This is a genomic window from Clostridium sp. AM28-20LB, from assembly GCF_003480665.1.
Lineage (GTDB): Bacteria > Bacillota > Clostridia > Lachnospirales > Lachnospiraceae > Otoolea > Otoolea fessa.
In genome coordinates, this window is the sequence record NZ_QUJN01000004.1 from 173,222 (window position 1) to 199,779 (window position 26,558).

The window sequence follows — 26,558 nt, forward strand, 5'->3', positions numbered from 1 at the left end:
TGCAATAAGTGTCGAGATGCTCTCTATAGTGGGGAGGTTTACCTATCCCCACTATAGAGATAGAAATAATTTCGCAAAAGCTACCAGTTTCGCTATTTAGTATAAGAAGTAACTTTCACCGCATGTGGAGACGGTAGTCTTGATGTCAAGAAAATAAAATCAAGTGCCAGAAAGCGGTGTATTTCCGGGCTTTTTCGGAGGGTTGGATTTGAAGCCAGACTTCCGAAAAAGCTCGGTTTTCTTATATTGAAACATATCTACTGCAAAAAGTGTGTCAGGTTGTAACCTCGGATTAGATGTCACGATTTGAGACAGTGGATTAGATGTCAGGCATTTTGGGATGATTTTTGGAAAATGAAAACGGATGACAACCAATCCGGCAACTCGACCATTTTGGGTGTTTGTAGGCAATGGGATAGATGTGAAGGAAAAGCAGATTAAATCGGAGGTCAGAAAAATATAAAATGAACAAATATAGAATTATTTTTAGCCCAACAGGTGGAACTGAAAAGGTAGCAAATACGATGACAAAATTCTGGAATGAAGTGAAAGACATAGACCTTTCAAAAACAGATTTGGATTTTAGTTCCATTTCATTAACAAAAGAAGACATAGCTGTGATTGCAATGCCTTCTTTTGGTGGAGTAGCACCACAGCTTGCATTAGATCGGCTTGCGAAGATGAAAGGTAATCAGTGTAAGTGTGTGATTGTTGCTGTATACGGAAACAGAGCATATGAGAATACGCTTGTACAGATGGAAGATTATGCTGTTAAAGCAGGTTTTCATGTGATTGCAGCTGTATCAGCAGTTGCGGAGCATTCTATTTTGCATCAGTATGCGACCGGAAGACCGGATGAAAATGATGACAATCAATTAACTGAATTTGGTAATCAAATATTAGAAAAAACGGGAAGTGGTAATGAATCTACGCCAAGCATTCTGGGGAATAGACCATATAAAAAATCTAGTGCAGTTCTGATTCCAAAAGCAAATGCTTCATGCTCTGGTTGTGGATTATGTGCGGATAAATGCCCTGCAGGAGCAATTGACAGGAAAAAGCCAGGAATGACAGATAAAAGTAAATGTATTTCATGTATGCGGTGCGTAGCCGTATGTCCAAAGCATGCTCGGAAGGTAAGTGGCTTTATGACGGCAGTTGCGGGTATGGCAATTAAAAAGGCTTGCTCAGTCAGAAAAGAATGTGAATTGTTCATATAAATCGAAATTTATCGACAACTCCACTTATTTTATATCCTGCATATCTCCATATTTATCTTTCAGACTTTCTATTCCGCTAATTACAGAGAGGAAACATGATTGATCTGTATCCATTTCAAAAGAGAGAACATTATTAATGTCAGGCCTTTCCTGAGATTTACCCTTTACCGTTGCATGTCCAGAAGAACCCATTGTTAGGGTAAATATTAAATCGTTTTCTAAGAGCAGTGCATACCGATATGTTCCGGTGCGAGAGTGATTGCAGGGATTAACGATTTGGCGACATTAGAGCCGCTACTGGAAAAGCAGTGGTCGGAAAAGAATAAGATAAAACCGACAGAAGTTTCTATTGGTTCTCATAAGAAAGTGATTTGGAGATGAGAGAAAGGACACGAGTGGGAAGCTGCTGTTAAGAGCAGGACAATAAATAAAACAGGTTGCCCGTATTGCAGTGGGTACATACTCCTGAAAGGGTTTAACGATTTGCAGACAACACACCCTGAAATTGCTTCGGAGTGGTCGTAGAAGAACTTGCCATTGAAGCCTGATGAAGTAAATGCAAAGTCGAGGAAAAATGTCTGGTGGAGATGCAGTAAATGCGGTAACGAGTGGAAATCTGTTATCAATGCCCGTGTGAAAGGTACGGTATTGCGGTATGGAAAAATCCCATACCGCAGATAGTATGTTAGGTGAGATGGTACAAAGTTATACTGTCAGAAATAATATTTTCAAAAAAATTAGAAGATGTTAATCTGTCAGTTTGTTTTCTTCACCCCAAACACAAAGCTGATCTAACACTACCATTAGTGACTTGCCACGTTCCGAAAGACAGTATTCCACCTTGGGTGGAATTTGAGGATATTCAGTACGGATAATCAGTTTGTCAGACTCTAGTTCCTTGAGATTGGTACTTAATGTTTTATCGGAAATTGTTTTCAGATAACGCTTCAGCTCATTGAACCTTACAGTTTTAAATTCCATTAAACAATAAAGAATGACCATTTTATGTTTGCCGGAAATCAGGGACAAGGTGTAAGCAAAGCCTGTATCTTCAAAATTGGCATTTTCAATGTAGTTTTGTATCATTACACTTTCTCCTTGGATAGTACCTATCATTTTGACCAGTACTTGAAATTCTGAATTGATTGGATATAATTATAAGCAGGATAAATAATTCTGTCAATTTAATTTTAAGGAGAGATTATTATGAGAACAAAGTTGAAAATTACGGAAGGAATTTTTCCTATGCCAGTGTTGATGGTGGCAACTTATAATGAGGACAACAGTGTGAATGTAACTGCCGATGAGAGCGTTATGGTAGACGGTAAAATTGATATTTCCAAGGTAAATGCCATTGCATTTGACCCTTATGCTCATGGTTACTACAAGGTTACAGAGCGTGTGGGTGAAGCTTTCAAAGATGGGTTAAAACTGAAAAAGTAAAGCTACAGGAAAGAAAAATTGATTAAGAGAAGATTCTTTCATAAAACATAGACACAAAATTTAATATTATATGGAGAATGGCACAGGTGCTAAATTCGGTAATCATCAATAAAATAATAGCCAAGCTGGGATATATATCCATGCTTGACTACTATCTAACAGTTTGTGAAAACTAAAGAACCGCCTTGGTACGGAACCGTATGCCAGGTGGTGTGGGAGGTCGGTAGATAAAATAATTATCTACCTCCTACCCGATTTTAGAAATTAAGAAAGTTCTGCCACATTCTTGTAGCCCGGATGGAATTAATCATCAATGCCGTATTTGTTTTCCAGCGCTTCTTCTGCTAATTCCAGTTCATCTTCCAGTTTTTCAATCGCGCGTTCTCTCGCTTTGTATATCTCGAAGCTAATCTCTTTCATCTGGTAAGCATACTCAAATTCATCATCAAGTTTATCCAGTTCGTCATCAACTGCGTCTACCTGTTTTTTCAAAGCGTAGAATTGTTCGTGATTCTCAGATGCATTTGTAGATGTTTTTGCATTGTTTACACTTTTTGTTATATTACGGATATCGTTTTCATAAGAAGAGAAATCATAATCCATTTCGTTCGCATTCTCTACTGCGTTTTCTGTGTTGCTGATATTATCATCATTGTCATCTGTATTTGATGTTACAACTTCCTGTGTCTTAATTTCTATATCTTCTGCTGCTCTATTATTGGATGAAGTGCATCCTGTAAAAGCAAATATTAATGTGAGAGATAATAAAACTACTAATATTTTTTTCATAACGTGTTCTCCTTCCGTCTCTTGGATGTTTTGTTTTTGCTGTTATATGTATCATATAGGGGGAAGATTAAAAAAAGATTAAAACAAATAGTAATTTCAAAAAATGAAAAAAGGACTCTAGCACACGAAAATGATTGGTATTATAATAATTACATTATGAGATTACTGATTGTAGAAGACGAGAATGATTTAAGAAACATTGTCAAAAAAAGGCTTGTCAAGGAACATTACAGTGTAGATGCCTGTGGGGATGGTCTGGAAGCGATGGATTATATCGATATGACTTCCTACGATGGTATTATTCTTGACATCATGTTGCCGGGAAAGGACGGATATGAAATCTTAAGAGAATTAAGGCAACGAGAAGATGATACACCGGTTCTGTTACTGACAGCAAAAGACAGCATTGAAGACCGTGTCAAAGGACTGGATCTTGGTGCCGATGATTACCTGATCAAACCATTTGCATTTGAAGAACTGCTTGCAAGAATCCGTGTCATGATGCGTAGAAAGCCACAATTTACATCCAATCAACTAAAAATAGCAGATCTTATTCTGGATCGTGACACAAGAAAGGTTACAAGAGCCGGAAATGAAATTGATCTTTCTGCAAAAGAATTTATGGTTCTGGAATGTCTTATGCGCAACAAAAATATCGTAATGACAAGACAGCAGATTGAACAGAATGCGTGGGACTTTGATTTTGAAGGCGGTTCCAATGTGATCGACGTATACATTCGCTATTTGCGAAAAAAAATCGATGCACAATATGAACAAAAACTCATCCACACTGTTCGCGGTGTTGGATATGTAATGAGGGAAAACGAATGAAACAGATGACGATCAAGAAAAAAATTACGCTATGGTACACCGGAATCATCGCCGTAGTTCTTGGGACTATTCTAGTTCTCTTCCTTCTTTTTGTGGATAGGATTGGAATTTCTGCGACAGAAGAAGCAATCAGTGCCGCAGTGACCGGATTCTCTTCAAATATTAATTTTCAGGATGATTCCTTTTATCTTGACGGCGATACCGAATTTTACGATAACGGTATTATGTTTTGTATTTATGACAAAAACGGACGATTACTTTATGGAACGATTCCAGCCCAATTTCCAGAAGAAACTATCCTCATGTCGAATACACCGCGAACGATAAGCGAATCAAATCGAAAATGGATGATATATGACAGCGTTTACACTTACGGTGATGATGACGAAATGTGGGTACGAGGAATTACCTCTGTACATTCTATAGAACTTTTCATACAGACATCCGAGAAAATGCTGTTGATTGTATTCCCATTACTCATTATTCTGATCGGGGCCATCGGATATTTTATGATCAAGCAGGCATTGAGACAGGTGGATCGTATCTGCGATGAAGTTGAAAACATCAGCAATGGAAAAGATCTTTCCAAACGATTGTCTCTGCCAAAAGCAAAAGATGAATTATACGAATTGTCGAAGAAATTTAACGAAATGTTCGAGCGCTTGGAATTTTCGTTTGAGAAGGAACGTCAATTCACATCAGACGTATCCCATGAATTGCGGACTCCCGTTGCTGTTATCATTTCCCAGTGTGAGTACTTATTGGAAAATGAAAACTTATCTGCGGAAGATAAGGAAGAGATTGCAGTCATCTTAAGGCAGGCAAAACGAATGTCAAAGCTGACAAGAGAAATGTTAATGATCGCCAGAAACGAACAGGATGAGCAGCATCTGATGGAAAAACTGGATTTTGGATTATTAAGCGAACTTGTAATAGAAGAACTGCAGACAAAAGCACAGGAAAAAAATATTGAGATCACCCTGCAAAAGCAGGACGACTTATTTATGAATGGCGACCAGACATTGATTTTGCGTATGATGATGAATTTAATAACCAATGCCATCAATTACGGAAAAACAAATGGACATATTCATGTTATCCTGAAGGGCGAAAATGACCAGATTGTCGGTGAAGTGAAAGATGATGGTATTGGAATAAGTGAGGAACACCTGGACAAAATCTGGGAGCGTTTCTATCGCATAGACAAAAGCCGTTCCAGAGAAAATGGCGGTACCGGTCTCGGCCTTTCTATGGTGCGCTGGATTGTAAACCTCCACAATGGAACCATTCACGTCGAAAGTATCGAAGGTATCGGAACGAGTTTTATTTTCCGATTTCCGAAAATATAATGAGTACAGCTATCGTAATCTATTTTGGAAAATGGATAAAATCTGTCATTCCGATAAACCTCATTGTACTGTTACTACTTGGGCATGCCCTGCACCCTTGTATTTGCCCTTATCAGAGTCCATAAACGCTGGTGGGACGATATAACACAAGGGAAACAATAAGGGAAAGCTCACCTGCGATAAACCCAGTGTTTTCAATGGTTTGAGGAGAATTTAATAACAAAATATAATAGTTATTAAATCTCTTAAAACAGGTGAAATCTCAATCGAGATTGACAGAGGTAATGAAATGTTTGAAGAATTAGGAATTAGTTTTGGCACAGCACTAATCGTATTACTTGCATTATATTTTATAATTAAATGGGCGGTCAAAAATGGAATAAAAGAAGCCTATAGGGATATTACAGGGAAAGTCACTACCGAGGATATTGAGGCAGAACAAATATGTAACGAAGAGGAAAAATAGTTAATAAAGAGAGGTGCATATGCTATGCCAGGTATACTCGTGGTTGAAGATGATGAAAATTTAAATCGTGGAATTACATTTTCATTGCAAAAATCCGGATATGAGGTTTTTTCAGCAGAATCAGTGAAAAAAGCGAAAAGAATTGCAAGTGATAATAATGTGGATGTTACCATTTGTGATGTGAATCTTCCGGATGGGAATGGACTGGAATTTGTAAGGTGGATGAGATGCAATTATAATACATACATTATTTGTCTTACAGCACTAGATCAGGAGATGGATCAGGTCATGGGATATGAAGCAGGGGCAGATGATTATATTACAAAGCCGTTTAGTCTTTCGGTACTTCTTTTGAAAATAGAAGCACATTTCCGCCGCAGACAGGAGAAAACGGAAGCCGGAAAGATGATTTCGGGAGATATCGTATTTATCGCAGGAGAAATGAAAGTCCTGATAAAGAGTCGTGAAACCAGTCTGACAAAAACGGAGTTGAAAATGCTGACTTTTTTTCTTCAGAATCCGAAACAGATTCTTTCAAAAACACAAATATTGGAAAATGTGTTTGATCTGGAAGGGGATTTTGTGGATGAAAATACAATCGCTGTCAATATCAGAAGACTCCGTGAGAAAATCGAAGACAATCCGGCTGCACCGGTCTATATAAAGAATATCAGAGGTCTTGGGTATATATGGAATCAGGAGGTAAGGCAGTGACAAAGAGATATCGCAAGAAGATTACAGTAGCGCTCTCCTTGGTATTACCTGTCATAGTATTGTTTGCAATATTAAATTGCTTTACCACGTATGTGTTTTATGAAGATTATAAATATAAAATGAATCTTATGACAGAGATTGCTGCAAAGGAAGAATTTTCCGGGCTGGATGCTGTTTCGGAATTGCTTAAGGATAAGGATATTGAAACTAACGAACAGGGAAGGCGATTATTGGAGCAATATGGATACTGGGGGAATAAAGGGAATGCATTTTATTCGCAATTCCGGCATCAGGTTATGGTGACCGGTGCTGTAAGCACTGTGATATGCGTGCTTCTTTTGACTTTTTTACTTTATTGGAAGAAAAAAGAAGATGCGTGTCATCAGAAAATTTTAGACCAGTTGGAAGAAATTCTGATCAGATTCCGTGAAAATAAATTTGATGATTTACTGAAAACGGAAAATCATGCAGAACTGGAAAAATTGAATGACCAGCTTGAAGCAATCGGACATCATATTCAGTTGATAAAGGAAGAATCAAGGGCAGAAAAGGAGAACACGAAAGAAATGGTTTCTGATATTTCTCACCAGTTAAAAACACCGGTTGCAGCTTTGGATACATGTTTTAGTGTGCTGATGCAGAATGACTTAAGTGCCACAGAACAGGAGGAGTTTCGTATCCGTTGTCGGAGTGCTCTGGATGGACTGGAGACATTATTGCAGTCGCTTCTTGAAATATCCAAGATGGAAACTGGACTGATTCAGATTAATAAGAAAAAACTTCCGCTTATGGATACTGTCATATCTGCTGTGAACTGTACTTATCCAAAAGCGGATGAGAAAGAAATTGAATTCGTTTTTGACTATGCAAAAGAGCTGGAAACATGCATGGTTATGCAGGATAAAAGATGGCTTGGTGAAGCTGTGATCAACGTTCTGGATAATGCAATCAAGTACAGCCCGGATGGTTCAAAAATATTTATCCGGTTACAAAAAAGAAACGATCTTGTAAGAATGGAAATTGAGGATCAGGGAATTGGTATTCCGCAGAATGAGTATCACAAAATTTTTCAACGATTTTACAGAGGAAGTTCCAGGAAGGTCATGGAAAAGAGTGGTACAGGAATCGGACTTTTTCTATCGAGAGAAATTATCGAAAAACACGCAGGTACGATTACGGTAACCTCCGGTAAAAAGAAAAAAGGAAGCACGTTTGTGATTCAATTACCATATGATTACTTCCTATTAGGAACACTGTAAATACAAGGCTTTTCGGAGCCTACAAACCAGAAAAAATAATATTTGATCTATCACATTACGCAAAAAGCCGTCCGGCATAAAAAACGGGCGGCTTTTTTGCGTGGATAGACGGAAAGGAGGCACAAAAATAACTACAAAATTTTAGCGTTCAAATTTGTGCAACTTTAACGAAAAGGAGGATCGTAAATGGCCGATGAAAAATTGAATACTGGCCCTGCGGAGAATATTTCCCCGGAGGCCGCCGAGCCTATCATTACACCCGAACAGGCCGCAGCGTCTGAGCCCCAGCAGGAACAGACCGGGCCTGCCATACCTGAGTCCGGCGATGTGGTTGTGTCCTTTGACAAAATCAATGAACTTATGGCGGAAAAGAGGCAGAACGCCCGCGCCGAAGTCGAAAAGGCGGAAACCTCCGAAACGCCAGAGGCGGCAGCCCCCGGAGAAACACCGCAGCCCGCCAATACGGAGGAACCGAAAAAGCCGCGCCGTGGCCGTCCGCCGAAAGCGGAAAAGGCTGCGACTGAAAATCAGAAAGCGGAGAAATCGGCTGGGGCCCGCAAGGGCCGCCCACCCAAGGCGGATAAGGCGGCCCCTGACAAGCCCAAGCCGTCCAAACGAGACAAAGTGTCCCGAAGCGATGGAAAGGCCCCGGATGCCAAGGAGCCCATTAAGCCCGCACAGGATACGGCACTGAAGGAAACTGCCGCTGTGGAACAGACGGCTCCCGAGCCGACTACACCGCCCCGCCCGGTTGAGGAAGGCAAGCTGGTTTATCTGAAACTTTCCGAGGTTCATCCGTTTCACACATTCCGTCCGCACCCCTTTAAGGTACGGGACGATGCGAAGATGCAGGAAATCGTTGCTTCTATCCGCGTAAACGGTGTAATGGTTCCCGGTCTTGCCCGCCCGGAGAAAGATGGAAACGGCTATGAAATTGTAGCGGGCCATCGCCGTACCCACGGTAGTGAGCTGGCTGGACTGGAGGAAATGCCCTTTATCGTCCGTGAAATGACCGACCACGAAGCGGTACAGGCCATGAAGGACAGCAACAAGCAGCGTGACGGGATGCTCCCCAGCGAATTGGCCGCGCTGCTGGAACTCGAGGTTGAGGACATCAAGCATCAGGGCGGGCGGCTGAAAGGTGTTGCGGAAGGCGATGTCGGGAAACGCTCGGTTGAGATTGTAGGCGAGGCGCATGAAATGAACTATAAAAAGGTCATGCGCTACTTGCGGCTCAACTCCCTTGTGCCGGAGCTTCTGGATAAGGTAGACGATAAAAAGATGGGCTTCATGCCTGCCGTGGAGCTTTCCTACATCAAACCGAAAAATCAGAGGCTTATTGCTGTTTCCATTGACGGGGAGCAGGCTTCGCCCTCGCTGGCCCAGGCTAAACGGCTCCGGGAGCTGGATAAGGAAGGTAAGCTTAACGGCGATGTCATTGACGGTATCTTATCAGAACAGAAAAAGGAGGATCGAGGCGTGATTATTTCTACTGCGGAACTGGAAAAGTATTTTGGCAAGGAGGTCACTCCCGCCAAAATGAAAGAACAGATTATGTCCCTGCTGGATGACTGGAAAGAAAAACAGCCGCCGGAGCAGGCAAAAGCCCCGAAAAAGCAGGAACTTGACAAGTAACAACTTCGAGACACTTTGTCCCGAGGGCCCCGCCCTCGCGCAGAGGCTCTGGTGGTATATATCCCCCGTCGCCGCCTGTTTTTTAGTACAGCCGGGAGTGGGCCGTCAAGGGTGCAGCGCACCGCCGTTTTCGGCGGCTCGCCCTTGACGGTCTGCTCCGGCTGTGCTATTTCCCCGGCAAGCGGCGGGGGTATATCCTCCAGAGCCGCCCCCTTTCCCAAGACTGGGAAAGGGCGTGGGGTTTGGGTTGAACTTTCTTATTAAAATATCGGAGGTATGAACGATGAAACGACCCCTTGCTTATATCACCGCTGCATGGCTCTGCGGCGATAGCGAAAACGCAGAACTGGCGGCGCAGTATTGCCGCACCGTGTATGAAGCAGGCTTTTCTCCTATTTGCCCGCCCCTGTACTTGCCCCTGTTTCTCAATGATGCTGTTCCCGAGGAGCATAAAAGCGGCATCGACATGTGCCGTGACCTGCTCCGCCGTTCTCATGTGCTGGTTGTTTGCGGGCACAGTATGACCGAAGCCATGAAAAATGATATTGCCGTGGCCCAGCGGCTGGGAATTACGGCAACAACCCTTGAGGGCATCCTGACCGTCAAGGGACAGGGCCGCCGCTAATGGCAACCCTGTTTGAAGCCTACGTTACCAACGCCGGAAAGTACAGCGAGGGCCAGCTTGTGGGTGAAACACTGAAATTTCCCACAACCGCCCAGGAGGTGGAGGCTCTCTTGAAACGGATCGGCGTGGATGGCGTCCGCTATCAGGAAATTTTTATTACCTCTTTCGATGGGGATGTGCTGGGGCTCTATGATCATTTGAGCGAGTATGAAAATCTGGACGAGCTTAATCATCTGGCCTGCCTGCTTTCCGAGCTTACCTCATCGGAGCTGGAAACACTGGAGGCCGTCCTCGACAGCGGCGATCACTGTTCCTCGGTGCGGGACATCATCAATCTGACACAAAATCTGGACTGTTACGGCTTTTACCCCGGCGTATCCGATGAGGAAACGCTGGGGCGTATTTATGTGGACGATCTGGAAATGTTGGATGTGCCGAATCAGGTAAAACCGTATTTCGATTATGAGGCGTATGGCCGGGATGCCTGCATCCACGAAAACGGCCATTTTGCCCCGGGCGGCTATGTTGTCAAAGAAAGCGATCATTTCGTGGAAGTGTATCACGGCTTGCAGGATATTCCCAAGGAGCATAAGGTATTCTCTTTCCCGAAGCTCTCTATCCGGGAGCAAATGGCCGCTTATCAGGAAATCATAGACGGTTCTTCTTTGGAGGGCTACCGTCAAATGCAGAAAAAAGACCGTGGGGATCGGTGATGGCACTTCGAGACAAATTGTCCCAAGGAAGGAGGCGGTGTAACTGATTGATGAAGATATTTCCCGGCGCACGATAGCCATATCCGTAAAAACAACCAAGCTGACGGCGCGGGGACTGGCGTATGTGCTGGGCATGGTGGGCCGGAAGATCCGCAAGGCATACCGTGGGCGGCAAGTACCGCACGGAAAACAAAGTGTGCGAAAGCTCATGGCCCACGGTACAGCCACCAACAGCATTGAGCTATCCGGGGATGCCAAGTCCTTTGACCGCGTGGCCCGGAAATGGAATGTAGACTATGCGTTCTATAAAACCGGGCCGGACAAATACCTGTTGTTTTTCAAGGCTGGACAGGCAGACGCAATGACCGCCTGCTTTTCTGAGTATTCCCGGAAGGTGTTAAGCAAAGCAAAATCGAACCGAGTTCCCATCCGAGAACAACTGCAACAGGCGGCGGATCAGCTTTCCAAAGAAAAGCCGAAACAGAAAGAACATGCAAAGGAGGTGGCCCATGAGGACAGATAAGATTAGAAAATATCTCATTCTGAACATTCCCTATCTGTTCATCCTGTGGGCGTTCCTCAAGCTGGGAACGGCCTACCGGCTGGCGGCGGGTAACGATTTTGCACATAAGCTCATCGGGCTGGGCCAGACGATTGGCCCGGCCTTTGCTGACTTTGCACCCGGTCTTGCCCCGCTGGATTGGCTTGTCGGCATTGTGGGCGCAATCGTTTTCCGGCTGCTGATCTATTTCAAAAGCAAGAACGCCAAGAAGTTCCGGCGGGATGCAGAATACGGCAGCGCCCGGTGGGGAACGGAAAAAGACATCAAACCGTTTGTCGATCCGAAGTTTGAAAACAACGTGATTTTGACCGGGACGGAGTTTCTCACGATGAATACCCGTCCGAAAATTCCCGCAAATGCCCGAAATCTGAATTGCTGTATTATCGGCTCGTCCGGCTCCGGCAAAACCCGCTTCTGGCTCACGCCCCAGCTTTTACAGGCTCATTCCTCTTATGTGGTGGTCGATCCCAAAGGCGGTGTGCTGGGACAGGTCGGGGGTTTCCTGCAAAAACGCGGGTACAAAATCAAGGTATTCAACAGCATAGATTTTTCAAAATCCATGCACTATAACCCGCTGGCGTATATCCGCAATGAGGCCGATATTCTGAAATTCGTGGATGCCCTGATTTCCAACACAAAGGGCGAAGGCAAGGAAGGCGATCCATTCTGGACGAAATCGGAAACGCTTTTGTACTGCGCCCTGATTGCCTACATCATTTTCGAGGGGCCTGCCGAGGATCGGAACATGAACACCCTTGTGGATATGATTTCTGGCATGGAGGTCAAGGAGGATGACGAGGATTTTATGAACGCGGTGGACTATATGTTTGCCGGGCTCGAAAAGCGCAAGCCGGATTGCTTCGCGGTCAAACAGTATAAAAAGTACAAATTGGCCAGCGGCAAGACGGCAAAAAGCATTTTGATTTCCTGCGGTGCGCGACTGGCTCCCTTTGACATCCCGCAGCTTCGTGAGGTCATGGCCTATGACGAATTGGAGCTTGACCGCATCGGAGATCGGAAAACGGCGGTATTCTTCATTATTTCCGATACCACGCAGACCTACAACTTTTTAGTGGCACTTGCATTTTCGCAGATGTTCAACCTCCTGTGTGAACGTGCGGACAATGTTCACGGTGGCCGCCTGCCGCACCATGTACGGGTGCTGTGGGACGAGGCAGCCAACACGGGACAGGTGCCCCAGCTCGAAAAGCTGGTCGCGGTTATCCGCTCCCGCGAGGTGAGTCTTTGCCTGCTGTATCAGCAGTTGGCACAGTGCAAGGCCATTTACGATAAGCACGCCGAGACAATCCTCGGCAACATGGACAGCGTGGTGTTCCTCGGTGGCCGCGAAGCCAGCACTATCAAGGAAATCTCCGAGAACTGGCTGGGAAAAGCCACAATCAGTATGCAGACCGACAGCCGCTCCCGTGGCCAGTCGGAAAGCTACAGTCAAAACACCCAGCGGCTGGGCCGGGAACTAATGACCCCAGCCGAGCTTGCAACCATGCCGGGAGACAAATGTATTTTGCAGCTTCGGGGTCTGCCCCCGTTTTTCTCTCCCAAGTATGATCTGAAACGGCATCCGAACTACCGTTATACGGCGGAGGCCGATAAACAGAAAAACGCTTTTGACCTCGACAGGCTCATTAACCGCCGCAGGCGGCCCCGGCTGAACGAGGCGTGTACGATGTATGAGGTGACTGTGCCGGACGATGCACTCACGGAAGAGGACGAGGACATCCTCAACTATGATGACATCGACGATCCAGACGCCTTTGCATAAACGCTTCGAGACAAAGTGTCCCGAAGTTTGTAACCTGCCGCCTGTATGGGCGGCTTTTTTGTTACCGGGAAAATCCCGGAGAAATGGAGGCTTATATGGCATTTTTCTCATCTGCAATCGACACTTTACAGACCCTCGTTATTGCTCTCGGTGCTGGCCTTGGCGTGTGGGGCGTGGTTAATCTGCTGGAGGGCTACGGCTCGGATAACCCGGGCTCCAAGTCCCAGGGCATGAAGCAGCTCATGGCGGGCGGCGGCATCATCGTCATTGGCACCACACTGATCCCTCTGCTGTCTGGCCTGTTTTAAGGTAGGCGCTTATGGATTTTCTCACCGACTGGCTCACAAACTGGCTCAAAGAGCTTCTGATTGGCGGGATCATGGGGAACCTCGAAGGGCTTTTTGATACCGTCAATGCCCAAGTCGGAGAGATTGCGGCACAGGTAGGGACTACCCCGGCGGCGTGGCACGCCGGGGTTTTCTCCCTGATCCGACAGCTTTCCGAAACGGTGATCCTGCCGATTGCCGGAATGGTGCTGACCTTTGTTGCCACTTATGAGCTCATACAGATGCTTTTGGAAAAGAACAATATGCACGAGGTTGACGTTGCGAACCTTTATAAATGGATGTTCAAAACGGCCTGTGCAATCCTGATCCTGTCAAATACATTCAATATCGTCATGGCCGTGTTCGATGTGTCGCAGAGCGTTATCGCGCAGGCAGGCGGGCTGATTCAAGGCTCTACCGATGTTTCGGCGGATATGCTTGCCGAACTGGAAACCTCGCTGGAGGCGATGGACTTGGGGCCACTTTTGGGGCTGTGGCTGCAGTCTGCGCTCATTGGCTTCACGATGAAGGCGATGGGAATTATCATTTTCGTTTTGGTGTATGGCAGGATGCTGGAAATCTATCTGCTGACCAGTCTGGCCCCCATCCCCGTTGCTACGCTTTCCAACCGGGAGTTTGGCGGCACCGGGCAGAACTACATCAAGTCCTTGTTTGCCGTGGGCTTTCAAGGGCTGCTGATCCTTGTATGTGTTGCAATTTACGCAGTGCTCATTCAAGGCATCGCAACAAGCGGCGATCCCATCGGGGCAATTTGGGGAACTGTGGGCTACACGGTTTTGCTTTGCTTCATGCTCTTTAAGACCGGGAGCATTGCCCAGCGTATCTTCGGCGCTCATTAACAGGAGGTGGTACTTATGCCGAGAAGATACGGGGCAGACGGAACGCGCTTATGGAATGGAAAAACACCTGAGGAGTTTACTGAGGCGGACGCTTACCGCTTTATGGCGGAAACAGAGGCCGTCCTGCAAAGAAAAGAGTTGATGGACGACCCCGCCCAGCCTGCTCCGGCAAACGGAAAGGAGGAATTTTATCTGAGTAAGAAGGACGATGTATTGCTGACCCCGGAGCAGATTGCTGCGGAGGAGCGGCGCTGGCTGTTTGATGCCCCCATCGCGGAGCTTGCAGAAGTCAAGGGCGTTAACATTGACGAGGCGGTAAAAATGCGGACGGATGCCGTCTTGCAAGAGGCGGTTGTTCCGATCTCGGTGTCTGTCCGCCCGATTGAGCCGCAGGGTAAACTGATCGGCTTCGCCAGCGTCAACTTTGGCGGTGTGGTCATCGACGATTTTAAGGTTGTGGATGGGAAAAACGGGATTTTCCTCGGTGCTCCCTCTAAACCAGATCCTGCCAGCCGGACGGGATACCGGGCTACGGTTCGGATTCCTGACCGTGCCACCCAGGAACGGATCAATGCGGCTGGTGTGGAGGCGTATCATGCGGCGGTGGAACAGCTTGTTGCACGGGCCCAGGCGGTACGGCCTGCCCCGATCAAGGAGCAGATGGCCGAGGCCGCGAAACAAGCGGGAAAAGAAAATGCCGCCCGGCTTGCACCTGCCAAAGCAAAGGAGGCCCGCAATGACCGATAGCCGCACTTTGGGACAAAGTGTCCCGAAGGAGGGCTTGTTTCTCATGGACGGCATCGAGGGCCTGCGTTCTTTGCCAAAACATAGCGTGGATATGCTGCTGACTGATCCGCCCTACGGCACAACCCGGAATTATTGGGATGTGCCCCTGCCGCTCCCGGAGCTGTGGGAGGCGGTGAAATGGGCGGTCAAGCCGAATGGCGCAGTGCTGTTTTTCGCACAGTGCCCCTTTGACAAGGTGCTGGGCGCATCCAACCTCGCCATGCTCCGCTATGAGTGGATTTGGTACAAGGAGCGCGGAACGGGCTTTCTCAATGCAAACCGGGCTCCACTAAAAAAGTCCGAGAATATCTTGGTGTTTTACCAGAAGTCCCCGGTCTACAATCCGCAGTTTACTTATGGCAAGCCTTATGCCCGCGTTCATTCCCGAAGCGGTACAAGCTCCAACTATGGGAAATTTGAACGGCAGGGATCGGAGTCCAACGATGGCCGCCGCTATCCCGGAAATGTACTTTTTGTGCCTACGGTGTCCGGCGGCATTCACCCCACGCAGAAGCCCGTGGAGCTCTGCGAGTATCTGATCCGCACCTATACCCACCCCGGAGAACTGGTCGCGGACATTTGCGTTGGCTCCGGCACAACCGCGATTGCAGCCATCAACACAGAACGCCGCTTTGTATGCTTTGAAACGGCCCCGTCCTTTTATGCCGCCGCCAGTGAGCGCATCCGTGCGGCGCAGGCAGTAAAAAGCTCCGGCGAGAAAGGAGTGTAATTATCCAGCAGTATTCTATCATTTACGCCGATCCCCCTTGGCGCTACTCGGCTAAGAAAGTACAGGGCGCGGCGGAAAATCATTATCCCACTATGAGCATTGAGGATTTATGTGCGTTGCCTGTGGCTGATCTTGCAGCCCCGGACAGCGCACTCTTTTTATGGGCCACCTTCCCGCAGCTCCCGGAGGCGCTCCGGCTGATCGAGGCTTGGGGCTTCACCTACAAAAGCGTTGCTTTCGTCTGGCTGAAAAAGAACAAGAAGGCGGATAGTTGGTTTTACGGCCTTGGCTTCTGGACAAGGGGCAATGCAGAAATCTGCCTGCTGGCGACCAAGGGACATCCAAAGCGGCAGGCTGCCAACATTCATCAATTCATCATTTCCCCGATTGAAGCCCATAGCAAAAAGCCGGACGAGGCCCGCGCCAAAATCATTTCCCTGATGGGCGATCTGCCCCGCGTGGAGCTCTTTGCCAGGCAGACCCCGCCCGGCTGGGCTGTATGGGGAAATGAAGTAACACCAACCATCCCGGACTTTGGGACACATTGTCCCGAAGTACAGAAAGGAGTGTGATCTATGCCCTATGTAAACGTACCAAACGATTTATCCAAAATCAAAACAAAGATGGCTTTCAACCTCACCAAACGCCAGCTTGTCTGCTTCGGCAGCGCGGGCGCAGTGGGGATTCCGGCCTATCTGCTGACCCGTGGCACCCTCGGCAATACCGGGGCGATGTTTCTCATGCTGGGAATTATGCTCCCGGCGTTCCTGCTGGCCATGTATGAAAAGGACGGCTTACCCTTTGAAAAGGTGGTGCGGAATATCATCCGGGCCAAGTTTCTAAGGCCGGGGATCAGGGCCTACCGAACCGAAAACATTTATGCGCCCTTTGCCGGGCCGGGCGCTGGAAAGGAGGATGTGATTGAAAAACACAAAGAAAAAAAACGGAGCCGCCGCCAAGGGTAAAGGCCGGGCGACCCTGTCTGCCCAACAGACAATCCCGTATCTGTCCATGCACCCGGACGGTGTGTGCAAGCTCCCGGGTGGGCTCTATACAAAAACCGTGGAATATGAGGACATCAATTACTCCGTGGCATCCACCGAGGATCAGACTGCCATATTCAGCGGATGGAGCTCATTTCTCAACTACTTTGACAGTTCGCTGCCGTTCCAGCTTTCCTTTATCAACCGCCGTTCCCATTCCCGCAGCCGCTATCAGGTCAATATCCCGAAAGCGGATGACAACTATAACAGCGTCCGGGATGAGTTTACCGGGATGCTGAAAAATCAGATTGCCAAAAGCAATAACGGCATTGAACGCTCAAAATACATTACCTTTGGCATACCCGCCGAGGGGATTGCGGAGGCACGGCCCCGTCTGGAGCGTGTGGAGGCTGATGTCATGGGAAACTTTAAGCGGCTGGGCGTTCCCTCGGAGCCGATGGACGGGCGGGCCCGCCTTGCGCTGCTTCATAGCCAGATGCATCCGGGGAGCCGCGAGGCGTTTCGCTTTTCGTGGAAAGACATCCCGCAGACCGGGCTCGGCACAAAAGACTTTATTGCCCCGGACAGCCTCGACTTCCACCAGTCCCGCACATTCCGTATTGGCCAGTATTGGGGCGCGGTGTCCTACTTGCAGATTATGGCATCGGAGCTTTCGGATAAGCTGCTGGCGGAAATCTTGGAGCTGGATGCTGAAATGACCGTGACCATGCACATTCAGACCGTGGATCAGCTCAAGGCAATTAAAACCATCAAGGGGAAAATCTCGGACATCGGAAAAATGAAGGTGGAGGAACAGAGAAAGGCTGTGCGTTCCGGCTATGACCCGGATATTCTTCCCCCTGACCTGATCACATTCAGCAAGGATGCAGCGGAGCTTCTGGCTGATTTGCAATCCCGCAATGAACGAATGTTTCTGCTGACCTTTACGGTGGTAAACCTTGCCCCTACCCGCCAGCGTCTGGAAAACGATGTGTTTACCGTGGGCGGTATCGCGCAGAAATACAACTGCGCTCTGCGCCGTCTGGACTGGCAACAGGAACAGGGCTTTGTTTCCTCGTTGGCCCTTGGTTACAACGAGGTAGAAATCCAGCGCGGTATGACCACCAGCTCCACAGCCATCTTTATTCCTTTTATGACAAGGGAGCTCCGCATGGCTGGGCAGGCCCTCTACTATGGCATGAACGCACTTTCTCACAATGTCATCATGGCTGACCGCAAAAAGCTGAAATCGGCAAACGGGATGTATTTGGGCTCTACGGGCTCCGGCAAGAGCTTTGCCGCAAAGCGCGAGCTCTTGAATGTGTTTCTCACCATCCCGCAGGATCGGATCATCGTGGTTGACCCGATGGGCGAATACGCTCCGCTGGTGCGAAGGCTGGGCGGCCAGGTGATCGAGATTGCCCCGGACAGCCCGCACCACCTCAATCCGATGGATGTGGAGCTCAATATGGCCGCCGGAGAAAGCCCGCTTTCCATGAAGGCGGATTTTCTTTTGTCCCTATGCGAGCTGGTGGTCGGCGGCAAGGAAGGCTTGCAGCCCATTGAAAAGACGGTCATTGACCGCTGTGTGCGTTTGGTGTACCGGGAACAGGCGCTCGGACTGGAAACTGCAAAAGCACCGCTGTTGCAGGATTTGTACGAAGAGCTCTTACGCCAGCCGGAGCCCGAGGCCCGGCGCGTGGCAACTGCCTTAGAGCTTTATTGTACAGGCTCCCTCAATCTTTTTAACCATCCTACCAACGTCAAGACGGACAGCCGTGTGGTGTGCATCGTTCTGAAAAACATGGGCGAAAACCTTAGAAAGATTGCAATGCACATCACAAACGAGTTTGTTTCGCAGGCGGTGGATCAGAACTTCCACGAGGGCGCGGCAACTTGGTGCTACTTTGACGAGTTTCACATTCTGCTCCGTGATCCACTGACAGCCAGCTACTTTGTGGCGGTCTGGAAAATGCTGCGTAAAAAAGGATGTGTGCCGTCTGCTTTGACGCAGAACGTCAAAGACCTTTTGGCAAGCCGTGAAATCGAGAACATTCTGGACAACACGGATTTTATGATTCTGCTTTCGCAGGCGCAGAGTGACCGTACCATTCTGGCAAAACAGCTCGGTATTTCCGAGCACCAGCTTTCCTATATCACACACAGCAATTCCGGCGAGGGGCTGTTGTTCTATGGAAATGTGACCATCCCGTTTGTGGATCGGTTCCCTCGCGGAGAAATCTATGACCTGCTGACTACCCGCCCGGAGGATATGAAGAATGAAACGAAAAACGAATAAGGCCAAGGAGGAGGCTTGGTCGCAGACCGCCCACGCCCCTGACGAGGAGCAGTCCGGGCCGGAGGCTTCCGACACTTCGGGACAAAGTGTCCCAAAGTCCAAGTTCCGCAAAAAGAGCCAGCAAGAACAGGCTGCGGCAGCAAAGCTCCGTATGGAGTCCCAAGGCGAAAAGCTGGAACAGGCCCGGGAGAAGCTGGCAAAACAAAAGCCGCCGAAAAAGCCCGGCCCGGTAAAACGCATAGGCCGTGTTGCCAGTGGTTCCGTTCACAGCTTCGTGCATGGCAAGATTTTTGAAGTGGAACAGGAAAATGTCGGCACAGAAGGCGCACACCGTTCTGAGCTTGTGGGAGAAACCGCACTGCGGCATGGCTCCCGCTTTGTGCGCCGTAAAGTCCGGGAACATCCGGCAAAAGTGGTACGCAAGGCCGAGGCCCGCTATACCAAGTACACGGCGGACTACCATTTTCACACCGCCGCACAGGAGCACCCGGAGCTGACGAAAAATGCGCTTACCCGCTACTGGCAGAAGCAACGGCTCCGCAGGCAATATCGCAAGCAGGCAAAGGAGGCTGCAAAGCAGGGCGCGGCTGCGGCGGGGAAAACTGCCACAGCCACAGAACGCCTGACCGCCCGGGCAGTGGAATTTGTCAAAAGTCATCCCGCAGGTGCCGTGGTTGCGGTGCTCTGTGTGTTACTCCTGTTTGCTATGCAGTCCTGTTCCTCTACCATGCTTATGCTGGGGAACGCCGGGGCCGGTGCATTAGGGGCCAGCACCTATCCTTGCGAGGATCGGGATATGCTGGCCGCCGAAGCTGCCTACTGTGCGCTGGAAGATGATTTGCAGCATTATCTGGACACCTATGAAAGCACCCATGACTATGACGAATACCACTTCGATCTGGACGAAATCGAACATGACCCCTATGTGCTGCTTTCTCTTTTGTGTGCGCTCCATGAGGGGCAATGGACAATAGACGAAGTACAGGGAACGCTGCAAATGCTGTTTGACCGCCAGTATATTCTCACGGAGGATGTAGTGGTGGAAACCCGGTATCGCACGGAAACCGACACATGGACGGACGAGGATGGCAACTCCCATACGGACACCTATCAGGTGCCTTACGATTATTACATCTGTACGGTCACGCTGGAAAATTTTGATTTTTCCCATGTGCCTGTATACGTTATGGGTGAGGATCAGCTTTCCCGGTATGCCATCTATATGGCAACGCTGGGAAACCGTCCTGACCTGTTTCCGGATTCTCCCTATGTGAATAAGTACATTACCGGGAAACCCGGTGATTACGAAGTGCCCGGAGAATATCTGGACGATGAAACCTTTGCCGCGATGCTTGCCGAGGCGCAGAAATATATCGGCTATCCCTATGTGTGGGGCGGCAGTTCTCCTGCCACTTCCTTTGATTGCTCGGGGTACGTTTCGTGGGTCATCAATCACTCCGGCTGGAATGTGGGCAGGCTGGGAGCCCAGGGGCTCTATAACATCTGTACGCCGACCAGTTCTCCCAAACCCGGTGATCTGGTGTTCTTCAAAGGCACCTATGACACGCCGGGCGTGAGCCATTGCGGGATTTATGTCGGTGATGGAAAAATGCTGCATTGCGGAGATCCCATCGGCTACGCAAATTTGAATACAAGCTACTGGCAATCTCATTTTTACGCCTACGGGCGTTTACCGTGACAGGAGGTTTTGAAATGGCAACTACCAAAAGCATGAAAATTCAGGCCGAGATTGATAAGGTCAAGGCCAAAATCAGTGAACAGCAGGCCCGGCTCAAGGAGCTGGAGCAGAAAAAGCTGGAGGCGGAAAACAGCGAGATCGTGGACATTGTGCGCGGTATGAGCATTTCCCTTACGGAGCTCCCGCTGCTGTTTGAAAAGCTGAAGGACGGAGGTACTTTGGGACAAAGTGTCCCGAAGTCCGAAGAAGAAAAGGAGGAAAACTGAATATGAAACACTTTCGTATGTTGGCGGCGGGGCTTTGCTCCGCCGTTCTTTTATGCGGCTTTGCGATTCCGGCCTATGCCTATTCGGACGGCGGGAATGAGGAACCGCCTGTTGTGGAAGAAACTCCGGCCCCGGAGCCAGCGCCTACCATTACCCCGGGCGAGGGCTTTTCGGAGGATGGAAACCTTGTGACCCGCGATCTGCTCTACGATGCCGCAACCAACAAACAGTTCATCACGGTGGAAACCAGCGGCGGCAACACCTTTTACATTGTCATTGACTATGACAAGCCTGTGGACGAGGACGGCGAACAGTATCACACCTACTTTTTGAACATGGTGGATGAAGCCGATCTGCTGGCGGCACTGGAGGCCGCTGGCGGAGAACTTCCGGCCTGCTCCTGCACAGAAAAATGTGCGCCCGGAGCCATCCATACGGATTGCGAGGTCTGCGCGGTCAACATGACCGAGTGTGCTGGCACAGCTCCCGAACCCGCCCCGGTGACAGAACCTGCGGAGGAGCCGGAACCCGAGCCCCAGCAGAAAAGCAATACCGGGATGCTTCTGCTGATTTTGGCAGTGGCTGTTCTGGGCGGCGGTGCAGGCTGGTACTTCAAAATTTACCGCCCGAAGCATGAAAAAGCTGCTGTACCCGAAGAAGATTATAGTGAGGAACTGGCTGATTATGACGATTCCGAGGACGATGGGCCGCCTTGGGACGAGGACGATACCGAAAGCGAGGATAATGAATGAGATTTACCAACAACCCCTATGAGGGATTTATGAAAGAAAAAAGCTACTTTAAGGGTGTGCCGCCAAGCCTGCCGCCGAAGGGCTCCCGTTGTGACGGCTGCCCTTACTGGCGCGGGATCGGCTGCGTGTTCTGCTACCGGGAGCAGCTCAAACCACCGGGCAACGGGAGGTGATACTGTGGGCCGAGAACTGACCCGGACAGAAAAAGCGGCAATCCGCAGGCTGGTGTCAAAATGGTGTGCCAACTATGACCGGGACTGCGGCTGCCTGCCGCTGGATTGCGAGTGCTATATGTTTGGGAAATGCTGGACAGGGGCTTATTGCCGCTACTTCCGCGAGGCAGTTCTGCCCCTTGATCCGGCGCTGGAGGTTGCGCTGCTGACAGAAGGGCCAAGGCCAGATTTCAAGGCTTGCCCGGTATGCGGCAGAGCCGTGGCTCCTGATGGACGGCAAACCTATTGTTCGGCGGCCTGTGCAAAGGCGGCACACCGCAGACAGCAGCGGGAATATATGCGGAAAAAACGGGGCTGATGTGTTGACAATTAGGCCAGCCTAAACCCGCTTATGACAAGGCTTTTTAAGGCCCTTTTCTGCGGGAGGTGTATGTTTCTATGTCCGGCCCTGTTTCCGTGAGATGCTGTCAACATTTTAGCTGCCGGGGCTTTGGGACAATTTGTCCCAAAGTTCCGGCTTTTGTGGAAGGAGGTACTATGCCGAAATATTATCCGATCAACGAAGAAGCCGCAAAGCGGGCAAAAGATATGAACAGCTTTTCCGACTATCAGCCCGGCTCCGCTACGGCGGGCTACCGGGCAATGGTCGATGAAGCGTATGCAGCGGCGGAACGCCAGAAAGCCCGTGTCGATCCCATGTACCATGATAAGATTGACGCGCTGGTGGATCGCTATGCCCGGAAACTTGCGGAAAATCTGAATGAACGCAATGTGATTGATGCCCGGGTGCCCTCTATTCTGATCTCCGGGGGCGGTAATTTCCCTGTGGCAAAAAAGCACAAGCAGAACGCCGCCCGGGATCGCAACTATGGAGAGTATGCGGAGATTTCAAAACTGCTTGATAAAATCCGCTCTGTTGGAATGGGTGGGATCAGCGCGGATGACGATCTGGCCGTGGAAAAGCTGACAAAAAAGCTGGAGGGGCTGGAGTCCCAGCAGGCCACTATGCAGGCGGTCAATGCGTATTTTCGGAAACACAAAACGCTGGACGGCTGCCCGGCGCTTACGCCGGAGCAGGCAGAAAAGCTCAAAGCAGATATGGCGCAGTCATGGCACTTGGACAAAAGCAAGCCATACCCCGCCTATCTGCTTTCCAACAACAACGCCAACATCCGCCGTGTACGCCAGCGCATTGAGGAACTGAGCAGCCGCTCCGAGTTTGCTGGCTGGACATTCCCCGGAGGTGAGGCCAAAATCAACGAGGCTGAAAACCGTTTGCAGCTTATTTTTGAGGAAAAGCCCGATGCCGATCAGCGGCAGGAACTGAAAAGTAACGGCTTTAAGTGGGCTCCCAGCCAAGGGGCATGGCAGCGGCAGCTTAACCAGAACGCCATCCGTGCTGCGGCCCGGATAGACTTTCTGCGGCCCGAGGACGGTACAAGTCCTTATCAGCTCCAGCCGTTTGTAAAGAGAGAAAACAAAGAAATGTCTCGATGATGGGAGGTGTACTATGGACAAAAATCAAGGTTATGCTATTTTGAAGGCGGTCATGCTGGAAAATGGGCGGGGATTTGCATTGGGCGAACATCCCACCGCGCCATCCCGCTATGTCACATGGGCCTGCTATGATGACAAGGACGGCCAGCGGCAGTATGAATGGGGTCACTATGGAAATGACCGCACCGCGATGGAACAGGATTTCACAGACCGGGTGCAGGACTATCAGCGTATTTATAACGTCGGGATCAGGCAGACCGAGGCTCCCGGCCTTTACAAGTATTATTCGACCCAGCGGCCTGTGGACATCGGGACATTCCCGAAGCCGCCTTATAACAAGCCGGATGAAATCTTCAATTACGATCAGCGCGTCCCGGTGGAAAATGGCTCGTTCTTGGCTTGGGGCTATCTTACCTATACCCGCCCGCTAACGGAAAAACAGGCATCCGACTATGAGCTGCGTCCTGCGCCTGATAATCCCGACAGGCCCCGTCCGATTGCCGAGCAGATGAAAAATGCGGCAAAGTTGGCGGAAGCAGATCGCGGCTCGGAGGCTCCGGCTCCCCAACGGAGGCAGCCTGACCGTGGCGATAGATAAGGAGGTGCGTATATGGAAAAGAAACGTGAACAGGAATTGTCTGTACTGGAGGTGCTGCGCCTGCACCGTGAATTTCATTTGCCGCACCCTGTTCCGGCAGACGAACAGGAAAAGCCGCTGGATAAGGTAAAGGAGCCGCCCCGCGCCTGCCGCAGCCGGGAGCGTGAGGAGCGATGACAAAGAAACGCCGCCGTCCGATCCATCTTCATGTGATGGTGTCGGAAACGGAGCAGGCCCTGATTCAAGAACGTATGGCGGAGGCCGGCATCCGTAACATGGGAGCCTATATTCGGAAAATGGCCCTGAGTGGGTATGTGCTTCATGTTGACCTTTCGCCGGTTCGTGAGCTGGTTTCGCTCCAGCGGCGCTGCTCCAACAATCTGAACCAAGTGGCAATTCAAGCCAACACCTACGGCGCGATTTATCCCGAAGAACTCGCGGCCTTGCAGCGGGACTATGCCGCTTTGTGGGGGCCTCTGTCTGATCTCTTGAAACAGCTCTCCGCGCTGGTAGAGCTCTGACCCATCCGGGGAGTGGTTGATACCGCTCCCCGGCTTTTTCTACTTCGGGACAAAGTGTCCCAAAGTAAAAATACTGTTTGCCGGAAGGAGGGATTTTTACGGCGACCACCTACATCCGCCCTTATAAAACAGCGGCGGGAAAAAGTGCAATTCAAACGATGGAGGATCGTTTTACCTATGGCCTGAACCCGGAAAAGCTGGGAGCCGTATCTTCCTATCTCTGCGATCCGAACACGGCTCCCGCCGAGTTTCTTCTGGTAAAAAGTCAATACCTTGCAGAGACAGGCCGGGCCGTATCTCGCGGGGCACTGTTCTTTCAGATCCGGCAGGCGTTTCTGCCCGGGGAGGTTACGGCAGAAGAAGCAAACCGTATCGGTTATGAAACGGCGATGCGCTGGACAAAGGGAAAGCATCAATTCTTTGTCTGTACGCATACCGATAAGGCCCATATCCACAATCACATTTATTTTAATGCAACGGCCTTTGACCGCTCCCGGAAATTTCATAATTTTATTGGTTCGTCCTTTGCCCTGCGGCGGCTCTCTGACCGCGTGTGCATCGAACATGAACTGTCTGTTATCCAAAATCCGCGCCAGCACAGCAAGGGCTGCTTTCTTCACTATGGCCAGTGGATCGGAGAAAAGCCACCCTCTGCCAAGCAGCGGGTACGGCTGGCCATCGTGGAGTCCCTACAAAAACAGCCCGCCGATTTTCCAGCGTTTCTGAGGCTTATGGAGGAGTCCGGCTTTGCGGTAAAGCATGGCCGTGGCGGTGTGATCTCCTTCCTTGCTCCCGGGCAGGATAAGCCCACCCGCCTGCGGGCATCCACTCTCGGGGATGGTTTTGATCCCGAGGACATCCGGGCTGTGATTGCCGGGAAACGCCCGATCCCGGAGCTCACGCAGGAGGCCCCGGCTCCTGCTCGGCGTATCAATCTGATTATAGACATTCAAGAGCGCATGGCACAGGGCAAGGGCCCGGCTTATGAACGGTGGGCCAAGGTTTACAATCTGAAACAGATGGCTGCTGCGCTCCAGTATCTGCGGGAAAATGATTTGATGGACTATGAGGCGCTGGCGGCCAGTACAGAAAAGGCAGTAGCGCGTTTTCACACGCTGTCCGAGGAATTGCGGCAAACGGAGGCGGAGCTGGAAAAGACCTCCGGGCTCATGGCGGCTACTGTGGACTACGCAAAAACCCGGCCCGTGTTTGACGGTTACAAGGCGGCCCGGTACAGTAAAAAATATATGTCGGAGCATGAGGCGGAGCTTGCCGCTTATCGGGCGGCCCGGGCCACTATGAATGAGCTTTTGGACGGGGCAAAACTGCCAAAGATGGCGGATATGAAAAAGTCCCGCCAGGAATTGGCGGGAAAGAAAAAAGCCCTCTATGCGGAATACCGCAAGGCCCAGGCGGATATGCGGCAGGCTGTGGCGGTCAAAGCGAACATTGACCATCTGCTCGGCGTGACGGACGGGCGGGAAAATAAGGCCCAGGAACGATAGTGACGGGCCGCAGACTACGGTGCAGCACACCGGGACTTTGGGACAATTTGTCCCGAAGTACAGCGGGTTTGGGGAGCTCCCCAACAAGCATTTTTGCGGGCCCTGCGGCCAGCAAAAATTTCGGAGTGTGGCCACACCCGAATTGCTTGCCAAAACGCGCAACCCGCAACATGG

The 26,558-nt window shown here is 49.6% G+C and carries 33 protein-coding genes and 1 pseudogene; 32 read left to right on the forward strand and 2 right to left on the reverse strand.

Annotation, left to right across the window (positions count from 1 at the left end; all coding sequences use genetic code 11):
* Positions 1-464 precede the first annotated feature (464 nt).
* The 3 genes and pseudogenes from DW739_RS10065 (at position 465) to DW739_RS15160 (ending at position 1,901) form a co-directional block, all read left to right on the forward strand.
* A complete protein-coding gene (locus DW739_RS10065; RefSeq protein WP_107001144.1) occupies positions 465-1,220 on the forward strand; it encodes a 4Fe-4S binding protein in 756 nt (251 codons plus the stop codon).
* Between the two features lie 255 nt (positions 1,221-1,475).
* Positions 1,476-1,745 (forward strand): annotated as a pseudogene (locus DW739_RS15155) (zinc-ribbon domain-containing protein).
* A gap of 12 nt (positions 1,746-1,757) precedes the next feature.
* Positions 1,758-1,901 (forward strand): zinc-ribbon domain-containing protein, encoded by a 144-nt coding sequence (locus DW739_RS15160; RefSeq protein ID WP_243023760.1) that lies wholly within the window; start codon positions 1,758-1,760, stop codon positions 1,899-1,901.
* A gap of 66 nt (positions 1,902-1,967) precedes the next feature.
* Here the strand turns inward: DW739_RS15160 and DW739_RS10075 are convergent, their stop codons facing one another.
* A complete protein-coding gene (locus DW739_RS10075; protein ID WP_107001143.1) occupies positions 1,968-2,306 on the reverse strand; it encodes a helix-turn-helix domain-containing protein in 339 nt (112 codons plus the stop codon).
* A gap of 120 nt (positions 2,307-2,426) precedes the next feature.
* Here DW739_RS10075 and DW739_RS10080 point away from each other — a divergent pair, with 120 nt between their 5' ends.
* A complete protein-coding gene (locus tag DW739_RS10080; RefSeq protein ID WP_107001142.1) occupies positions 2,427-2,663 on the forward strand; it encodes a hypothetical protein in 237 nt (78 codons plus the stop codon).
* A 303-nt stretch (positions 2,664-2,966) separates the two neighbouring features.
* Here DW739_RS10080 and DW739_RS10090 read toward each other — a convergent pair whose 3' ends face one another.
* Positions 2,967-3,452, reverse strand: a complete 486-nt coding sequence (locus tag DW739_RS10090) for an entericidin EcnA/B family protein (RefSeq protein ID WP_107001141.1) — start codon at positions 3,450-3,452, stop codon at positions 2,967-2,969.
* Between the two features lie 36 nt (positions 3,453-3,488).
* Between DW739_RS10090 and DW739_RS10095 the strand changes: the two genes are divergently transcribed.
* The 28 genes from DW739_RS10095 (at position 3,489) to DW739_RS10210 (ending at position 26,384) form a co-directional block, all read left to right on the forward strand.
* Positions 3,489-4,283 carry a response regulator transcription factor gene (locus tag DW739_RS10095; RefSeq protein WP_338108859.1) on the forward strand — a complete coding sequence of 265 codons (795 nt, stop codon included), beginning with the start codon at positions 3,489-3,491 and terminating at the stop codon, positions 4,281-4,283.
* Positions 4,280-5,632: a HAMP domain-containing sensor histidine kinase gene (locus tag DW739_RS10100; RefSeq protein ID WP_107001139.1), complete on the forward strand. Its 1,353-nt coding sequence runs from the start codon at positions 4,280-4,282 to the stop codon at positions 5,630-5,632. Before DW739_RS10095 ends, DW739_RS10100 begins: the two co-directional genes overlap by 4 nt.
* Positions 5,632-5,757, forward strand: a complete 126-nt coding sequence (locus DW739_RS15165; RefSeq protein WP_243023761.1) for a DUF6040 family protein — start codon at positions 5,632-5,634, stop codon at positions 5,755-5,757. Before DW739_RS10100 ends, DW739_RS15165 begins: the two co-directional genes overlap by 1 nt.
* Before the next feature lie 164 nt (positions 5,758-5,921).
* Positions 5,922-6,098, forward strand: coding sequence for a DUF6019 family protein (locus tag DW739_RS14925; protein WP_021939191.1), 177 nt, complete (start codon positions 5,922-5,924; stop codon positions 6,096-6,098).
* A gap of 24 nt (positions 6,099-6,122) precedes the next feature.
* Positions 6,123-6,812, forward strand: a complete 690-nt coding sequence (locus DW739_RS10105; RefSeq protein ID WP_118742995.1) for a response regulator transcription factor — start codon at positions 6,123-6,125, stop codon at positions 6,810-6,812.
* Positions 6,788-8,071 carry a HAMP domain-containing sensor histidine kinase gene (locus tag DW739_RS10110; protein ID WP_118742996.1) on the forward strand — a complete coding sequence of 428 codons (1,284 nt, stop codon included), beginning with the start codon at positions 6,788-6,790 and terminating at the stop codon, positions 8,069-8,071. The genes DW739_RS10105 and DW739_RS10110 overlap by 25 nt, the downstream gene beginning before the upstream one ends.
* A gap of 186 nt (positions 8,072-8,257) precedes the next feature.
* On the forward strand, positions 8,258-9,706 hold the full coding sequence (locus DW739_RS10115) for a ParB/RepB/Spo0J family partition protein (protein ID WP_118742997.1): 1,449 nt from the start codon (positions 8,258-8,260) through the stop codon (positions 9,704-9,706).
* Positions 9,707-9,989: 283 nt separating this feature from the next.
* Complete coding sequence (locus DW739_RS10120) at positions 9,990-10,331, forward strand: hypothetical protein (RefSeq protein WP_118742998.1); 342 nt, start codon at positions 9,990-9,992, stop codon at positions 10,329-10,331.
* Positions 10,331-11,044 (forward strand): antirestriction protein ArdA, encoded by a 714-nt coding sequence (locus DW739_RS10125; RefSeq protein ID WP_118742999.1) that lies wholly within the window; start codon positions 10,331-10,333, stop codon positions 11,042-11,044. The genes DW739_RS10120 and DW739_RS10125 overlap by 1 nt, the downstream gene beginning before the upstream one ends.
* 124 nt (positions 11,045-11,168) lie before the next feature.
* A complete protein-coding gene (locus DW739_RS10130) occupies positions 11,169-11,567 on the forward strand; it encodes a PcfB family protein (protein ID WP_118718066.1) in 399 nt (132 codons plus the stop codon).
* Positions 11,554-13,389 carry a VirD4-like conjugal transfer protein, CD1115 family gene (locus DW739_RS10135; protein WP_118743000.1) on the forward strand — a complete coding sequence of 612 codons (1,836 nt, stop codon included), beginning with the start codon at positions 11,554-11,556 and terminating at the stop codon, positions 13,387-13,389. Before DW739_RS10130 ends, DW739_RS10135 begins: the two co-directional genes overlap by 14 nt.
* Before the next feature lie 95 nt (positions 13,390-13,484).
* A complete protein-coding gene (locus tag DW739_RS10140; protein ID WP_044963257.1) occupies positions 13,485-13,697 on the forward strand; it encodes a Maff2 family mobile element protein in 213 nt (70 codons plus the stop codon).
* 11 nt (positions 13,698-13,708) lie between these two features.
* Positions 13,709-14,575 carry a VirB6/TrbL-like conjugal transfer protein, CD1112 family gene (locus tag DW739_RS10145; protein ID WP_118743001.1) on the forward strand — a complete coding sequence of 289 codons (867 nt, stop codon included), beginning with the start codon at positions 13,709-13,711 and terminating at the stop codon, positions 14,573-14,575.
* 15 nt (positions 14,576-14,590) lie between these two features.
* Positions 14,591-15,322, forward strand: coding sequence for a septation protein SpoVG family protein (locus tag DW739_RS10150; protein WP_118743002.1), 732 nt, complete (start codon positions 14,591-14,593; stop codon positions 15,320-15,322).
* On the forward strand, positions 15,312-16,091 hold the full coding sequence (locus DW739_RS10155; protein ID WP_110104195.1) for a site-specific DNA-methyltransferase: 780 nt from the start codon (positions 15,312-15,314) through the stop codon (positions 16,089-16,091). The genes DW739_RS10150 and DW739_RS10155 overlap by 11 nt, the downstream gene beginning before the upstream one ends.
* Before the next feature lie 2 nt (positions 16,092-16,093).
* Positions 16,094-16,663 (forward strand): MT-A70 family methyltransferase, encoded by a 570-nt coding sequence (locus DW739_RS10160; protein ID WP_257319276.1) that lies wholly within the window; start codon positions 16,094-16,096, stop codon positions 16,661-16,663.
* Between the two features lie 3 nt (positions 16,664-16,666).
* On the forward strand, positions 16,667-17,056 hold the full coding sequence (locus tag DW739_RS10165) for a PrgI family protein (RefSeq protein ID WP_097786401.1): 390 nt from the start codon (positions 16,667-16,669) through the stop codon (positions 17,054-17,056).
* A gap of 46 nt (positions 17,057-17,102) precedes the next feature.
* Positions 17,103-19,373: a VirB4-like conjugal transfer ATPase, CD1110 family gene (locus DW739_RS10170; RefSeq protein ID WP_118743030.1), complete on the forward strand. Its 2,271-nt coding sequence runs from the start codon at positions 17,103-17,105 to the stop codon at positions 19,371-19,373.
* Positions 19,354-21,072: a C40 family peptidase gene (locus DW739_RS10175; protein ID WP_118743003.1), complete on the forward strand. Its 1,719-nt coding sequence runs from the start codon at positions 19,354-19,356 to the stop codon at positions 21,070-21,072. The genes DW739_RS10170 and DW739_RS10175 overlap by 20 nt, the downstream gene beginning before the upstream one ends.
* A 14-nt stretch (positions 21,073-21,086) precedes the next feature.
* Positions 21,087-21,338 (forward strand): DUF4315 family protein, encoded by a 252-nt coding sequence (locus DW739_RS10180; RefSeq protein WP_015563850.1) that lies wholly within the window; start codon positions 21,087-21,089, stop codon positions 21,336-21,338.
* Between the two features lie 2 nt (positions 21,339-21,340).
* Complete coding sequence (locus DW739_RS10185) at positions 21,341-22,090, forward strand: DUF4366 domain-containing protein (protein WP_118727025.1); 750 nt, start codon at positions 21,341-21,343, stop codon at positions 22,088-22,090.
* Complete coding sequence (locus DW739_RS14930) at positions 22,087-22,263, forward strand: hypothetical protein (RefSeq protein WP_014080211.1); 177 nt, start codon at positions 22,087-22,089, stop codon at positions 22,261-22,263. The genes DW739_RS10185 and DW739_RS14930 overlap by 4 nt, the downstream gene beginning before the upstream one ends.
* Before the next feature lie 4 nt (positions 22,264-22,267).
* Complete coding sequence (locus tag DW739_RS10190; RefSeq protein WP_118743004.1) at positions 22,268-22,621, forward strand: cysteine-rich VLP domain-containing protein; 354 nt, start codon at positions 22,268-22,270, stop codon at positions 22,619-22,621.
* Positions 22,622-22,800: 179 nt separating this feature from the next.
* Positions 22,801-23,760, forward strand: coding sequence for a hypothetical protein (locus tag DW739_RS10195; protein ID WP_118743005.1), 960 nt, complete (start codon positions 22,801-22,803; stop codon positions 23,758-23,760).
* Between the two features lie 13 nt (positions 23,761-23,773).
* Positions 23,774-24,358: a hypothetical protein gene (locus DW739_RS10200; protein ID WP_118743006.1), complete on the forward strand. Its 585-nt coding sequence runs from the start codon at positions 23,774-23,776 to the stop codon at positions 24,356-24,358.
* Positions 24,359-24,370: 12 nt separating this feature from the next.
* Positions 24,371-24,535, forward strand: a complete 165-nt coding sequence (locus DW739_RS14935; protein WP_014080207.1) for a hypothetical protein — start codon at positions 24,371-24,373, stop codon at positions 24,533-24,535.
* Positions 24,532-24,879 (forward strand): plasmid mobilization relaxosome protein MobC, encoded by a 348-nt coding sequence (locus DW739_RS10205; protein ID WP_117819240.1) that lies wholly within the window; start codon positions 24,532-24,534, stop codon positions 24,877-24,879. The genes DW739_RS14935 and DW739_RS10205 overlap by 4 nt, the downstream gene beginning before the upstream one ends.
* A 158-nt stretch (positions 24,880-25,037) precedes the next feature.
* Positions 25,038-26,384 (forward strand): relaxase/mobilization nuclease domain-containing protein, encoded by a 1,347-nt coding sequence (locus tag DW739_RS10210; RefSeq protein WP_182427977.1) that lies wholly within the window; start codon positions 25,038-25,040, stop codon positions 26,382-26,384.
* Positions 26,385-26,558 lie beyond the last annotated feature (174 nt).